Genomic DNA, 13,686 nt, shown 5'->3' on the forward strand with positions numbered 1-13,686 from the left:
AAGAAAAAGCACTCAACTTCCCGGATCAAAAGAAAAAACCAACTCAAAATCCAACAGCTCGCTGGGTATTTCAATGCTTCCAAGGCGTTACGGTTATTTATCTGGAGGAACAAGCTCCTATGGTGGTGAATTGGAAGGAGCGGCAGCAAGTTATTATTGACTGTTTAGGAGAACGTTACAGGCAGATTTATTCTTAAAACAGGTGCGGAAGATCAGCTACAAGCAGTAAAGCGACGCTAACCGCTTATCGTCAACGCTGTATCAGAGTGGCACAATATTTAGCTGAATTACCTTCCTGCCGCGGTGCTGAAATCAAAAAGGCAATCGATGAACCGCAGGCAACCCTGTTTTTAAGAGATAATTATTATGCCTGGTTTGAAAAGATAGAACGGGGTGTTTACCGTCTTTCGCAAAAGGGACGTAACGAACTTCCGGAGTGGCTGATGAAAATGGATAAATTATCTGTTAATTAAAATAAAAAAGGCGACTTATAAGCCGCCTTTTTTGCCAGAAAGTTAAAATATCACTTACGCAGCATCTTAATGACACGCAGTTGTGCAATTGCTTCCGCTAATTGCGCAGTAACAAGAGCATAATCAATATCCGAGCTCGGATTTGACATTTGTTCCTGTGCTGAACGTTTAGCAGCTTCTGCTTTGGCCAAATCAAGGTCTTGACCTCTGATTGCCGTATCAGCAAGCACCGTTACGCCATAAGGTTGAACCTCAAGAAAACCACCTGAGACATAAATAACTTCTTCATCACCATGCTGTTTCACCAATTTAACCATACCTGGTTTAATCGGCGTTAATAGCGGGGTGTGTCCAGGCATAATACCTAACTCACCTTCCTGACCGGATACTCGCAGGTGGGAAACTCGTCCTGAAAACAGAGACGTTTCCGCACTTACAACATCTAGATGTGTGGTCATCGCTTTAGTCATAGTAACCTCCGGGTATTATAAGCGTTTCGCTTTTTCTACCGCTTCTTCAATCGCACCAACGTACAAGAAAGCTTGTTCAGGTATATCATCGTAGTCACCGGATATTAAACCTTTAAAGCCAGCTAACGTGTCTTTAAGGGAAACATAAATACCAGGTTGACCGGTGAATACTTCTGCTACGTGGTAAGGCTGAGTTAAGAAACGCTCAACTTTACGCGCACGGGATACAACTAACTTATCATCTTCAGAAAGCTCGTCCATACCCAGAATCGCAATGATATCTTTAAGCTCTTTATAACGTTGCAGGATACCCTGCACGCCACGGGCAACATCATAATGCTCTTGACCAACAACCAGCGGATCAAGTTGACGTGAAGTAGAATCAAGCGGATCGATTGCAGGGTACAGACCCAGTGATGCGATATTACGTGACAATACAACGGTTGCGTCCAAGTGAGCAAAGGTTGTTGCTGGAGATGGATCGGTTAAGTCATCCGCAGGTACATATACCGCTTGAATAGAGGTAATTGAACCGGTTTTAGTTGATGTAATACGCTCCTGCAGTACACCCATCTCTTCAGCAAGTGTCGGCTGATAACCAACGGCTGAAGGCATACGGCCTAACAGTGCAGATACTTCGGTACCAGCAAGGGTATAACGGTAGATATTATCAATGAATAATAATACGTCCTTACCTTCATCACGGAAACGCTCAGCCATGGTCAAACCGGTCAGGGCAACACGTAATCGGTTTCCTGGTGGCTCATTCATTTGACCATAAACCATCGCTACTTTTGATAACTCAGGTTTTTCGATGTTTACAACACCCGCTTCCTGCATCTCAAAGTAGAAGTCATTACCTTCACGAGTACGCTCACCAACGCCGGCAAAAACAGACAGACCTGAATGTTTTAAGGCAATGTTATTGATAAGTTCCATCATGTTTACGGTCTTACCAACACCAGCACCACCGAACAAGCCGATTTTACCGCCTTTCGCAAATGGGCAGATTAAGTCGATAACTTTAATACCAACTTCTAGTGTATCAACTGATGCTGCCTGCTCTTCATAAGAAGGTGCTGCACGGTGAATTTCATAATGCTCATCAGCACCGATATCACCACACTCATCAATAGGCTCACCCAATACATTCATGATACGGCCTAGTGTCGCCGTACCTACAGGTACTGTGATTGCACTTTTTGTATCTGTAACTTCAAGACCACGACTCAAACCTTCAGAAGCACCCATGGCGATACAGCGAACAACACCGCCACCAATTTGTTGCTGCACTTCCATTGTTAGATTCTTCTCAGTCACGATCAGCGCACTGTAAATATTCGGTATTGCTTCCTGTGGAAACTCTACATCCACAACAGCACCGATAATCTGAACGATTTTACCTGTACTCATCTCTGATCCTCTAAAATCATAAATTTTTATTTTGCTTATACCGCAGCCGCACCACCACAAATCTCAGAAAGTTCCTGAGTAATTGCAGCTTGACGTGCTTTGTTGGCAACAAGTTGTAATTCATCAATCAAGTCACTGGCATTATCGGTTGCGGCTTTCATCGCAATCATTCGAGAAACCTGCTCACAGGCTAAGTTCTCTACAACACCTTGATACACTTGCGATTCAACATAACGAATTAATAATGCATCCAAAATATCTTTTGGCTCACCTTCGTATACGTAATCCCATAAGTGTTTCGCAACTTCTTCATCATCTTCTGCTTTTGGCAAAGGTAATAATTGGCTGATTGATGGTTCTTGTACCATGGTACTAATGAATTTATTGTGCACTATATATAAGCGATCAACAGTTCCCTGATCATAAGCATCTAACATTATTTTTACCGAACCAATTAAATCATTAACAGTCGGTGTATCACCCAAACCGGAAGTTTGCGCTACGATGTTAGCTCCCAGGCCATTAAAAAATGCAGTTGCTTTTGAACCGATAACAGCCAAATCAACTTCTACACCCGCATTAGAGTGTTCGTGCATTTTTGTAATAACAGATCTAAATAAGTTACTATTTAAACCACCACATAAACCGCGATCACTTGAAATGACAATATAACCAACACGCTTTACTTCTCTTTCGATAACGTAAGGGTGTTTGTATTCAAGTTTACCAAGTGCGATATGACCAATCACTTTACGCATAGTTTCAGCATAAGCATGAGTGCTATCCATACGCTGTTGCGCACGACGCATCTTTGATGCGGCAACCATTTCCATGGCGCCAGTGATCTTCTGAGTGTTTTTAACACTCGCGATCTTATTTCTAATTTCTTTATCGCCGGCCATTTCTAGCTCCTAATTAATGCTTAATTAACTACCGGAGTAGTTAATTAATTACCAGGTTTGCGTCGCTTTGAAAGATTCCAAGATAGCCTTGAATTGCCCTTCAATTTCGTTGCTGTAATCACCAGTTTCATTAATTTGAGCATAGAACTCAGCATGCTCATTTTTAACATAAGAGATAAGAGATGCTTCAAAAGCCAAAACATTTTCTACATCGATATCGTTTAGATAACCTTTCTCTGCTGCAAATAGTGATAACGCCTGTTCAACAACTGACATTGGAGCATATTGTTTCTGCTTCATTAATTCAGTTACTTTTTTACCGTGATCAAGTTGTTTACGTGTTGCATCATCAAGATCTGATGCGAACTGTGCAAACGCCGCTAATTCACGATATTGAGCTAGTGCAGTACGAATACCACCCGATAGCTTCTTAATCACTTTACATTGTGCTGCACCACCCACTCGCGATACGGAAATACCCGGATCAACGGCTGGACGAACACCGCTATTAAATAGTTCGGTCGTCAGGAAGATCTGACCGTCTGTAATAGAGATTACGTTGGTTGGTACGAATGCTGATACGTCACCAGCCTGGGTTTCAATGATAGGTAACGCAGTCAGTGAACCGGTTTTACCTTTCACTTTACCTTTAGTAAAGTTTTCTACGTATGCTTCACTTACACGAGAAGCACGCTCTAGAAGACGAGAGTGAAGGTAAAAAACATCACCAGGGTATGCTTCACGACCCGGCGGACGCTTAAGCAGAAGTGAAATCTGACGGTAAGCAACAGCCTGCTTAGAAAGATCATCGTATACAATCAGTGCATCTTCACCGCGGTCACGGAAATATTCACCCATTGAACAACCGGCATATGGAGCCAGGTATTGCAGTGCTGCAGCTTCAGAAGCAGAAGCAACGACAACAATAGTATTTTCTAACGCGCCATGCTCTTCAAGTTTACGTACTACGTTAGCAATAGTTGATGCCTTTTGGCCTATCGCAACATAAACAGAGTATAAACCTGTTGATTTCTGGTTGATGATTGCATCAATTGCGATAGCCGTTTTACCTACCTGACGGTCACCGATGATTAATTCACGTTGGCCACGGCCGATTGGAATCATTGAGTCGATTGATTTCCAGCCGGTTTGTACCGGTTGATCAACTGATTTACGATCGATAACACCCGGGGCAATAACTTCGATTGGAGAAAAACCATCATTTTCAATCGGGCCTTTACCGTCAATTGGCTCACCTAGTGTATTTACAACACGACCTAACAGACCTTTACCTACTGGTACCTCAAGAATACGGCCGGTAGATTTTACTTTTTGACCTTCTCTAAGATCGCGGTAAGGTCCCATTACCACAGCACCAACAGAGTCACGCTCAAGGTTAAGTGCCATAGCAAAGCTGCCATTTGGTAATTCGATCATCTCACCCTGCATACATTCAGCAAGGCCATTGATACGAATAATACCATCGCTTACAGAAACGATTGTACCTTCATTACGCGCTTCACTTACTGCTTCAAACTTTCCAATTCGTTGCTTTATAAGGTCGCTAATTTCAGTGGAATTCAGTTGCATGCCAATTTCCCATTAAGATTGTAAAGTATTAGATAGTCGGGTTAGTTGACCGTGAGCAGAGCTATCAATCACTAAATCCCCCGCTGTAATTACCATTCCGGCGATCAGCGCGTTATCAATACTACAATTTAGATTTACTTTTCGTGCGAGGCGTTTTTCAAGCGAAAGGCCTAACTCTATTTTTTGCTTTTTAGAAAGGGCATAAGCAGACACAACATCAACGTTGATCACTTTCTTATGTTCAGATTCTAACTCAGCATAAAGTTCAGCTACGCGTGGTAAAACACTCAAACGTCCATTTTCAGCCATTATTTTAATAAAGTTCAGACCATTCTCATCAAGTTGATCTTCACAAATACTAACAAATAAACTGGCTAACTCTTGTGCAGCTTTATCGCCCTTTAGTATTGCAGCTATCGTTGGATTATTAACAACTTCAGTTGCAAAAGACAACATCGCAGACCAAGCTTCGATCTTGTTACTATCGACGGCAAATTCAAAAGCAGCTCTTGCATAAGGACGAGCTACAGTAGTCAATTCAGACATAAGCTCGCTCCTTATAGTTCAGCAACCAATTTATCAATAATGTCGCTGTTAGCTTCTTTATCAATAGAACGCTTGATTATTTTCTCAGCACCCGCAATAGCAAGCGTGGAAACTTTCAAACGAAGCTCTTCACGAACACGATTGCGTTCCGCTTCAATTTCCGCTTCACCTTGCGCAATTATTTTTTGACGCTCAACTTCAGCTTCCGTTTTTGCATCTTCAACAATTTGATTACGGCGTTTATTAGCCTGTTCAATAATCTCAGCAGCTTGGGCTTTAGCTTCTTTTAATTTATCAGATGCTTTAGCTTTGGCTAAATCAAGATCTTTTCCTGCTCTTTCAGCTTTTGTCAGACCGTCAGCGATTTTCTTTTGACGTTCTTCAATTGCCGAAATTAGTGGGGGCCACACATACTTCATGCAGAACCAAACAAATATTGCAAATGCAATAGCCTGGCCTAGTAGGGTTGCGTTTATATTCATAACGGCTCCTTAATAATTTAGTTAATTAGGATCCGATATTAAGCAGGTAGTTGACTTAGGAAAGGGTTTGCAAATACGAAAAATAGTGCAACACCAACCGCAATCATAGAAATCGCATCAAGTAGACCGGCAACGATGAACATTTTAGTTTGAAGAACTGGACCCAGCTCAGGTTGACGTGCAGATGCTTCCAGGAATTTCCCGCCTAAGATAGCAAAACCAACAGCCGTACCGAATGCAGCAAGACCAATCATAAGTGCAACAGCGATAGCCGTAGAGCTGATAATAGTTTCCATTTTTTTCTCCGAAATATTTGAAAGTATTTAAAATTATTTAAAATTATTAATTAAAATTTAATGATCTTCATGAGCCATACTGAGGTAAACAATCGTCAGCATCATAAAAATAAAGGCCTGTAACACAATAACCAAAATATGGAAGATAGCCCATGGCACAGAAAGCGCCGATTGACTCCACCAAGGCATTAATGCTATCAGAATAAAGATCAACTCACCCGCGTACAGATTACCAAACAAACGAAGTGATAAAGATATCGGCTTCGCAATCAAAGCAATTGATTCCAAAATAAAGTTAACTGGAATAAATGCCCAATGATTAAAAGGTTGTAGGGTTAATTCTTTAACAAACCCCATCAATCCCTTGACCTTAATCGAGTAAAAGACAATTAATGCAAATACACTTAATGATAATCCAAAAGTGATATTCATATCAGTTGTTGATACTACTTTGAGGTAAGGAACACCTAACATCTGTTTGGCGGCTTCAGGAATAAAGTCAACAGGTACCAAATCCATCATATTCATCAATAAAATCCAGACGAATATAGTCAATGATAATGGTGCTATAACAGGGTTGCGACCGTGAAACGAATCTTTTACCGCGCTATTAACAAATTCCAAGAGCATTTCTACTGCACATTGGAGTTTGCCGGGAACACCAGTTGTTGCTTTTTGCCCTACCTTGTAAAAACCAAACAAGAATAGAACACCCAGGCCAACTGAGAACAGGAGAGAGTCAATGTGCCAAGTCCAAAATCCAGCGTCAGCACAGGCATGATTAAATGCAATGCTGCCATCAACAGTACACATTTGTGCATTTGTTAAATGGTGTTGGATGTACCCGGAAGAAGTTAACACTTCATCTTTAGCGGTCATTTGTCATCCCGTTATTATCGTGAAAAAAGAAAGGTGCTAACCACTGGGATGCTACTAAGAATGAAAATGAAATATAAAAGGACGGTAATGATAGTGCCCCATACTTCAAAAACAGACTGAACAGAATCACAATAAGAGTTAGTTTTATCGCCTCTCCAACGTAGAACCCCCTCAGTATCAATTTTGATTTACTGGCACCAGCATGGGCGAATGTCATTAAAACAAAAATCATATTCGGAAGCATAAAAGTCATTCCTCCAGCTAAACCTGAGTATCCCGATTTAAATGAAAAAAAAACTGTTAATATCAGAGCAAGGAAAAGCACAAGTAAAAATTGAAAACCAACTAATTTGAGCCCCGATTTGTGACTGTATTTTGCTAGTTTATCGACCACTTGACTTTCCTTTGATTATTTAAATCATGCACCTGAAAACTATTTTAACCAACATGTTAAATTGATTAGAACATTTATTAAGCAACATGTTAAATCGGTTAGAAGATTATACCAACATCTAAGCCAATGCAATAAAAGAGCCTTGTTTAGATATGATATATATCTTAAATTTTGAGAGTTTTTTAAATTGTAAAACAGATTAGACTTATGAACAAAAAACCTGTAATTAAATAACACTTTTGAAGTTAAAAAACAATCAACAACATATCATTGCTTTTTTTTAGCTTTTTTTTATTGTTCCAAATCAATTTTGCGCATCAATTCTTCCAGATCATCTAATGAACTGTAATTAATAACCAATTGACCTGAATCTTTTTTACCTGTTTTTGCCGTTACCGACAATCCCAGTTTATGCTGAAAGGTTTTAATTATATGATCGGCTTTTTCACAGGGTGGGGCGGGTACTTTAACCGGTTGGGGGGTTAGTGTATTTTTCACCAGTAATTCGGTTTTTCTGACGGTCAGTGATTTTGCCATTACGATCTTAGCTAACCCTAATTGCAGATCCTCAGAACAACTCAATAGAGCTCTGGCATGCCCCATTTCAATGTCACCTTGCTCCAGCAATACTTTAACGTCGTCATTTAAATTGTTTAATCTTAATAAATTACTGATTGTTGTCCGTGATTTGCCAACCGCCTGAGCCACTTCTACGTGAGTTAAGTTAAACTCTTCCAGAAGACGCTTCAATGCAATAGCTTCTTCCATCGCATTTAAATTTTCACGCTGAATATTCTCAATTAAGGCGATCGCTATTGCGGCATTATCTTCAACATTTTTGATTAAGCAGGGGATCTCTTCCAGGCCGACAAGTTTTGCAGCTCTCCAGCGACGCTCACCGGCAATAATCTCATATTTTTGATGACCGGTTTCTCTAACCACGATCGGCTGGATGATACCCTGGGCACGAATTGAGTTAGCAAGTTCCTCCAGCGCGTTATTATCCATCTCTCTTCTGGGCTGGTATTTACCGGCTTGTAGTGATTTAACATCAAGTGCGGTTAATGTTCCTTTAACATCATCAACTAATTGCTGTGTTTTTTCAGCAGTTACGTCATAAGAAACCTGCTTTTGACGGGTAGACGAACTGCTGCTCAGTAATGAATCAAGCCCTTTGCCTAAACCTCTTTTCTTCCCTAACATAGACATTCCTATTTACACCGTTTTAGCACTTTGCTGCTCAAGTTTCTCTTCACGACGTAAAATTTCACCTGCTAATGCAAGGTAAGCTTTTGCACCGCTGGAAGTTTTGTCGTAATACATCACGGGAGTACTGAAACTGGGTGCTTCGGCTAAACGGATATTGCGCGGAATAATGGTGCGGTAAACTTTTTCACCAAAATGTTTTTTCAACTGATCTGACACATCAGAAGAAAGGCGGTTACGGGGATCATACATGGTACGTAAAATACCTTCGATCTTAAGCCCTGAATTGACTACAGCAGCGAGTTTACTGATAGTATCTACTAAGGCTGTCAGCCCCTCCAGCGCATAATATTCGCATTGCATAGGCACTAACACCGAATCAGCAGCAGTCATTGCGTTGACGGTCAGCATATTTAACGAAGGAGGGCAGTCAATAAAAATATAGTCGTAATTATCTTTATAATTATTTAATGCGCTGCGTAAACGTGTTTCCCGCGCAAAAAACTCCATCAGCTTTACTTCTGCAGCAGTCACATCACTGTTTGCAGCAACAAGATCATATCCGCCGGTTGTTTCAGTCTCTACAACTTGATCCAGAGGTAACTCATCAATTAACAGATCATAAGCACTATGGGCGATCTCATATTTATCAACACCACTGCCCATAGTTGCATTGCCTTGAGGATCTAAATCAATCACTAAAACTTTGCGTTTAGTAGCAGCCATTGAAGCCGCTAGATTTACGCAAGTTGTTGTTTTACCAACACCACCTTTTTGGTTTGCTATTGCAATTATTTTACCCACAAAATTTACTCTCAATTTAAACTAATAGGATACTCAAACTACCTGAAAATGCAGACTAAGCGTTACCCGAAACAGTGGTTAATATATAACGGTTGATCAATCCTCATGCATATTAAATCAATTATTTGTTAAATACATCTGATTTTAACTAAACAACGTTCACCGTCCAGTTGTGGCACCTGTAATGGAATTGATTCAATAAATTCAAACTGCTGATCAAGGGCAGCTATCTCCTGCTCTGGAAATTGACCTTTCAACGCAAGAAAATGCCCATTTTTATTCGGTAAATGTTTACACCAAAACAACATATCCTGCAGTGAAGCAAAGGCACGGCTGAGTACAACATCAAATTTATCTTCCGGTTGATACTCTTCGACACGACTCTGCACTGCTGTCACATTCTTCAACCCAAGTTCCAATAATGCCTGGCGGATAAAGCGTAAGCGTTTTCCTAAACTATCTAATAATACAAACTGTTTATCCGGATTTAAAATAGCTAACGGCAGTCCCGGTAGGCCCGGCCCCGTACCAACATCAATCAGGCGGTTTCCCTGAAGAAACGGAGATACAACGATACTGTCCATTATATGCTTGACTAACATATGCTGCGGATCCCGGACAGAAGTGAGATTGTAAGCTTTATTCCACTTGTTTAATAACTCAACCAGTTTAACTAACTGCTGCTTCTGCAATTCAGTAATATTAAGATCGGTCTGATCCAGTAATTGTTGTAAATTTTCACACAGACTCATTTATAACACCTTACGTCTTAGACCGCTTTTCTTTATATAAATCAAAAGAATAGATATAGCAGCCGGTGTCACACCTGAAATTCTGGAAGCCTGCCCGATATTTCCCGGCTTAATATCATTTAATTTGGCAACCACTTCATTGGATAAACCTTTCACATCTGAGTAATCCAGATCAACGGGTAATAAGGTGTCTTCATTACGTTTCAGCTTTTCAATTTCTTCCAGCTGACGATCTATATACCCCTGGTATTTGATTATTATCTCAACCTGTTCAGCAGCCTGTTCATTTTCAATAGCTGGGCCTAATCCATCAACTGACATCAGTCCCTGATAGCTCACTTCAGGACGACGGATCATCGCTTCAAGGGTGCTTTCACGCTGCATTGGCGTTTTTAATAAATTATTTATCTGTTCGGCATTCTCTGAAAAAGGGTTGATCCACTGATTTTTTAAACGTTGTACTTCAGTTTCTATGGCTTCTTTTTTCTCGCTGTATGCTTTCCAGCGGATATCATCAACAAGACCTAGTTCACGACCTTTTTCTGTTAAGCGGGAATCGGCATTATCTTCGCGTAATAAGAGACGGTATTCAGCACGACTGGTAAACATACGATAAGGTTCTTTTGTGCCTAATGTAGAAAGATCATCAACTAATACACCAATATAAGCTTCATCACGTCTTGGACACCAGCCTTCTTTATCCTGGGCCATTAATCCGGCATTCATACCGGCCAATAACCCCTGCGCGGCAGCCTCTTCATAACCCGTTGTACCGTTAATTTGCCCGGCAAAGAATAACCCTGAGATATATTTACTTTCCAGGGTTGATTTCAGATCCCGCGGATCAAAATAGTCATACTCAATAGCATAACCCGGTCTGGTTACAAAGGCGTTTTCAAAACCTTTCATTGAGCGGATGAAGTCAATTTGTACATCAAAGGGTAAACTTGTCGAGATTCCGTTCGGGTAAACCTCATGGGTGGTTAATCCTTCCGGCTCAACGAATATTTGATGTGAATTTTTATCCGCAAAACGCATAATTTTATCTTCAATGGAAGGGCAGTAACGAGGCCCTATGCCATCAATAACGCCTGAGTACATAGGACTGCGATCTAAATTACGACGGATAATATCGTGGGTTTTTTCATTAGTATGGGTGATATAACAAGGTATCTGTTTAGGATGCTGACTGCGATCGCCTAAAAATGAAAATACGGGCGTCGGATTATCTCCGTGTTGAACTTCCAATACTGAAAAATCAATACTGCGTGCATCAATACGTGCAGGCGTACCCGTTTTTAAACGTCCCATACGTAATGGAAGATCTTTTAAGCGCTTTGCTAAACCGATTGAAGCAGGATCACCTGCCCGGCCGCCACTATAATTTTTTAAACCTATGTGGATCAGACCATTTAAGAAAGTGCCTACGGTTAATACAACCGTTTTAGCAGAAAACTTAACGCCCATTTTAGTAATAACACCGGTTACCCGATCGTTTTGGACTATAAGATCTTCTACTTCCTGTTGAAATATTTTTAAGTTTTCCTGGTTTTCCAACTTTTCTCGTATGGCTGCTTTATAAAGCAGACGATCCGCCTGTGCACGAGTGGCTCTTACTGCGGGCCCTTTACTGGCATTAAGTGTTCTAAATTGAATTCCCCCCTTATCAGCGGCATTTGCCATTAATCCGCCTAAAGCATCAATTTCTTTAACTAGGTGTCCTTTACCTATCCCGCCAATGGCAGGGTTACATGACATTTGACCTAATGTTTCAATATTATGGGTTAATAATAGCGTGTTCATTCCCATACGGGCAGCTGAAGCAGCAGCTTCCGTTCCTGCATGGCCACCGCCAATAACAATCACATCAAAATGTTCGTGGTAATTCATTCAATTTCCAAAACTATAAGTTAAAAAGACAAAAGAGATTTTACTCTTTTCTTGCTTAAAGGAAAACAGATAAGATCAAAACAACAGTATTAGTATTATATATAGATCTTTAAAGATCTTTTATTACTACACTTATTAATGAATTGAATTTCTGTGTAAAAACCTTTTTTGATCTTAAAGATCAGGATCTTAAATTGGATCTTTAGGTGTGCGCAAAAAGCGATCTTCCTGCGCTTATCTGTGGGATAGATCGGCTGTTTATGCACAGGCAAAATTGACCACAGGTTTATGCAATGTTTAAACAAAACTAATTCATAGATTATAAATGATCTATACACAGTTTCCTGTGGGTAACTATAAACGCCTTTGATCTACAAATTATTAAGATCTTCAACCCAAAGGGGGATCCATTGTTCAATACTGTCTTCAGGTATCGGGTGATCCACTACATCTATTTCAAAACGATCCCCGATCCGAACTGCGCCCATCTCTTCCAATATATAATCTATATTTTTGGCGGCTTCACAAAAAGTATCGTAATTTGAATCACCGACACCAATGACTCCGTAACGGACATCAACCAAAGGGGCATTGACACTTTGCAGTTGTTCAACGAAAGGTTTGAAGTTTTCCGGATAATCCCCGGCGCCGTGCGTAGATAAACAAATTAACCAGACTTCATCTTCAGACAAAGACAAGGTGTTCAAATCAGGATCAAAATACAGTTCACTATCAAAGCCAGCCTCTTCTAATAAAGTCTGCGCAGCTTCCGCAACATATTCTGTTCCTCCTAACGTACTACCTACTAATATCTGTACCGTACTCATCTAACATCTCCGTTAATAAAAATAAAAAATTTTTACACTATATAGCTAAAACAAAAATAATGAATTATTAACAAATAATATTTACTGCCCGGGCCCATTTACCTGAGTCATTTAAATCTTTCTATTAAGGTGAAAGTATTTTAATCCCCAGCGGAGTGGCATCGTAGTTAGTTTAAATAAATACCGTGCTACAAAGAAAAAGAGTAAATATCTATAGTCGAACCTTTCGGGTGGCCTTTCAAACAATATTAAAAGATAGTTAACTCTTAAAAATGTAGAACAAACCAGCACTTTGATTATTAATTATGCGTTCAGGCATTTTATTGGAATATATTGTAAATAAAGACTTGCCAACATGATCTGAATCCCTATAATGCGCATCCACGGAAACGGAAACGGGAACGACGCAAGTCAAGCCGCTTCTGAGAACGAAAAAGGTTGGTTTTTAAAGGTGTTAATTCAGATTTAAAAATTATTAAATAATAAACCTTGACTCAGTTCGTCAGGCGCGTATTATACGCACCTCGCCGAAAGGCGCGCTCTTTAACAATTTAATCAAACAATCTGTGTGGACATTCATTGTTGATATGATTTCAAAAAAATCAGGTAACTTCACTTGTGAAGGTTACCAATCAATAGAATGACACACGAATTAATTCATTAATTCAGAATAACAAAAGTATTTCGGTACTTTAGTTTTAGTCAGTAATATTGAGTCGCGTCGCAAGATGCAAATTAAACTTTAAATTGAAGAGTTTGATC

Annotated in this window: 14 protein-coding genes and 2 pseudogenes; 2 read left to right on the plus strand and 14 right to left on the minus strand. The window is 40.1% G+C overall.

Going from position 1 to position 13,686, the window contains the following annotated elements:
* Both ABZA00_RS12700 and ABZA00_RS12705 read left to right on the plus strand, forming a co-directional pair.
* A pseudogene (locus tag ABZA00_RS12700) lies at nucleotides 1–197 on the plus strand (IS1634 family transposase); the annotation flags it as partial.
* Between the two features lie 39 nt (nucleotides 198–236).
* A pseudogene (locus ABZA00_RS12705) lies at nucleotides 237–473 on the plus strand (DUF2161 family putative PD-(D/E)XK-type phosphodiesterase); the annotation flags it as partial.
* 50 nt (nucleotides 474–523) lie between these two features.
* On the opposite strand, the gene ABZA00_RS12710 reads toward ABZA00_RS12705, so the two are convergent.
* The 14 genes from ABZA00_RS12710 to mioC all read right to left on the minus strand — a co-directional run bounded on the left by ABZA00_RS12710 (nucleotide 524) and on the right by mioC (nucleotide 12,924).
* Nucleotides 524–943, minus strand: coding sequence for a F0F1 ATP synthase subunit epsilon (locus tag ABZA00_RS12710; RefSeq protein WP_372882536.1), 420 nt, complete (start codon nucleotides 941–943; stop codon nucleotides 524–526).
* 15 nt (nucleotides 944–958) lie between these two features.
* Entirely contained in the window at nucleotides 959–2,356 is a 1,398-nt protein-coding gene (atpD, locus tag ABZA00_RS12715; RefSeq protein WP_372882537.1) for a F0F1 ATP synthase subunit beta, read from the minus strand.
* A gap of 35 nt (nucleotides 2,357–2,391) precedes the next feature.
* Nucleotides 2,392–3,258 (minus strand): F0F1 ATP synthase subunit gamma, encoded by an 867-nt coding sequence (gene atpG, locus ABZA00_RS12720; protein ID WP_372882538.1) that lies wholly within the window; start codon nucleotides 3,256–3,258, stop codon nucleotides 2,392–2,394.
* A 48-nt stretch (nucleotides 3,259–3,306) separates the two neighbouring features.
* Nucleotides 3,307–4,848 carry a F0F1 ATP synthase subunit alpha gene (gene atpA / locus ABZA00_RS12725; protein ID WP_372882539.1) on the minus strand — a complete coding sequence of 514 codons (1,542 nt, stop codon included), beginning with the start codon at nucleotides 4,846–4,848 and terminating at the stop codon, nucleotides 3,307–3,309.
* A gap of 12 nt (nucleotides 4,849–4,860) precedes the next feature.
* Complete coding sequence (gene atpH / locus ABZA00_RS12730; protein WP_372882540.1) at nucleotides 4,861–5,394, minus strand: F0F1 ATP synthase subunit delta; 534 nt, start codon at nucleotides 5,392–5,394, stop codon at nucleotides 4,861–4,863.
* Nucleotides 5,395–5,405: 11 nt separating this feature from the next.
* Nucleotides 5,406–5,876 (minus strand): F0F1 ATP synthase subunit B, encoded by a 471-nt coding sequence (gene atpF / locus ABZA00_RS12735; RefSeq protein WP_372882541.1) that lies wholly within the window; start codon nucleotides 5,874–5,876, stop codon nucleotides 5,406–5,408.
* Nucleotides 5,877–5,914: 38 nt separating this feature from the next.
* The gene (gene atpE / locus ABZA00_RS12740) at nucleotides 5,915–6,172 is read right to left on the minus strand and encodes a F0F1 ATP synthase subunit C (RefSeq protein ID WP_372882542.1); all 258 of its coding nucleotides are present in this window, start codon (nucleotides 6,170–6,172) and stop codon (nucleotides 5,915–5,917) included.
* A gap of 57 nt (nucleotides 6,173–6,229) precedes the next feature.
* A complete protein-coding gene (gene atpB / locus ABZA00_RS12745) occupies nucleotides 6,230–7,051 on the minus strand; it encodes a F0F1 ATP synthase subunit A (protein ID WP_372882543.1) in 822 nt (273 codons plus the stop codon).
* Complete coding sequence (locus tag ABZA00_RS12750) at nucleotides 7,041–7,445, minus strand: ATP synthase subunit I (RefSeq protein ID WP_372882544.1); 405 nt, start codon at nucleotides 7,443–7,445, stop codon at nucleotides 7,041–7,043. Before ABZA00_RS12750 ends, atpB begins: the two co-directional genes overlap by 11 nt.
* Before the next feature lie 291 nt (nucleotides 7,446–7,736).
* Entirely contained in the window at nucleotides 7,737–8,648 is a 912-nt protein-coding gene (locus ABZA00_RS12755; RefSeq protein WP_372882545.1) for a ParB/RepB/Spo0J family partition protein, read from the minus strand.
* Nucleotides 8,649–8,660: 12 nt separating this feature from the next.
* Complete coding sequence (locus ABZA00_RS12760; protein ID WP_372882546.1) at nucleotides 8,661–9,455, minus strand: ParA family protein; 795 nt, start codon at nucleotides 9,453–9,455, stop codon at nucleotides 8,661–8,663.
* Between the two features lie 128 nt (nucleotides 9,456–9,583).
* Nucleotides 9,584–10,207, minus strand: coding sequence for a 16S rRNA (guanine(527)-N(7))-methyltransferase RsmG (rsmG, locus tag ABZA00_RS12765; RefSeq protein WP_372882547.1), 624 nt, complete (start codon nucleotides 10,205–10,207; stop codon nucleotides 9,584–9,586).
* Nucleotides 10,208–12,097, minus strand: coding sequence for a tRNA uridine-5-carboxymethylaminomethyl(34) synthesis enzyme MnmG (gene mnmG, locus ABZA00_RS12770; protein ID WP_372882548.1), 1,890 nt, complete (start codon nucleotides 12,095–12,097; stop codon nucleotides 10,208–10,210). It abuts the gene before it with no gap.
* Between the two features lie 371 nt (nucleotides 12,098–12,468).
* On the minus strand, nucleotides 12,469–12,924 hold the full coding sequence (mioC, locus tag ABZA00_RS12775) for an FMN-binding protein MioC (protein ID WP_372882549.1): 456 nt from the start codon (nucleotides 12,922–12,924) through the stop codon (nucleotides 12,469–12,471).
* Between the last annotated feature and the right edge of the window lie 762 nt (nucleotides 12,925–13,686).

The organism is Psychromonas sp. (assembly GCF_041586535.1).
In the GTDB taxonomy this organism is placed as follows: Bacteria; Pseudomonadota; Gammaproteobacteria; order Enterobacterales; family Psychromonadaceae; genus Psychromonas.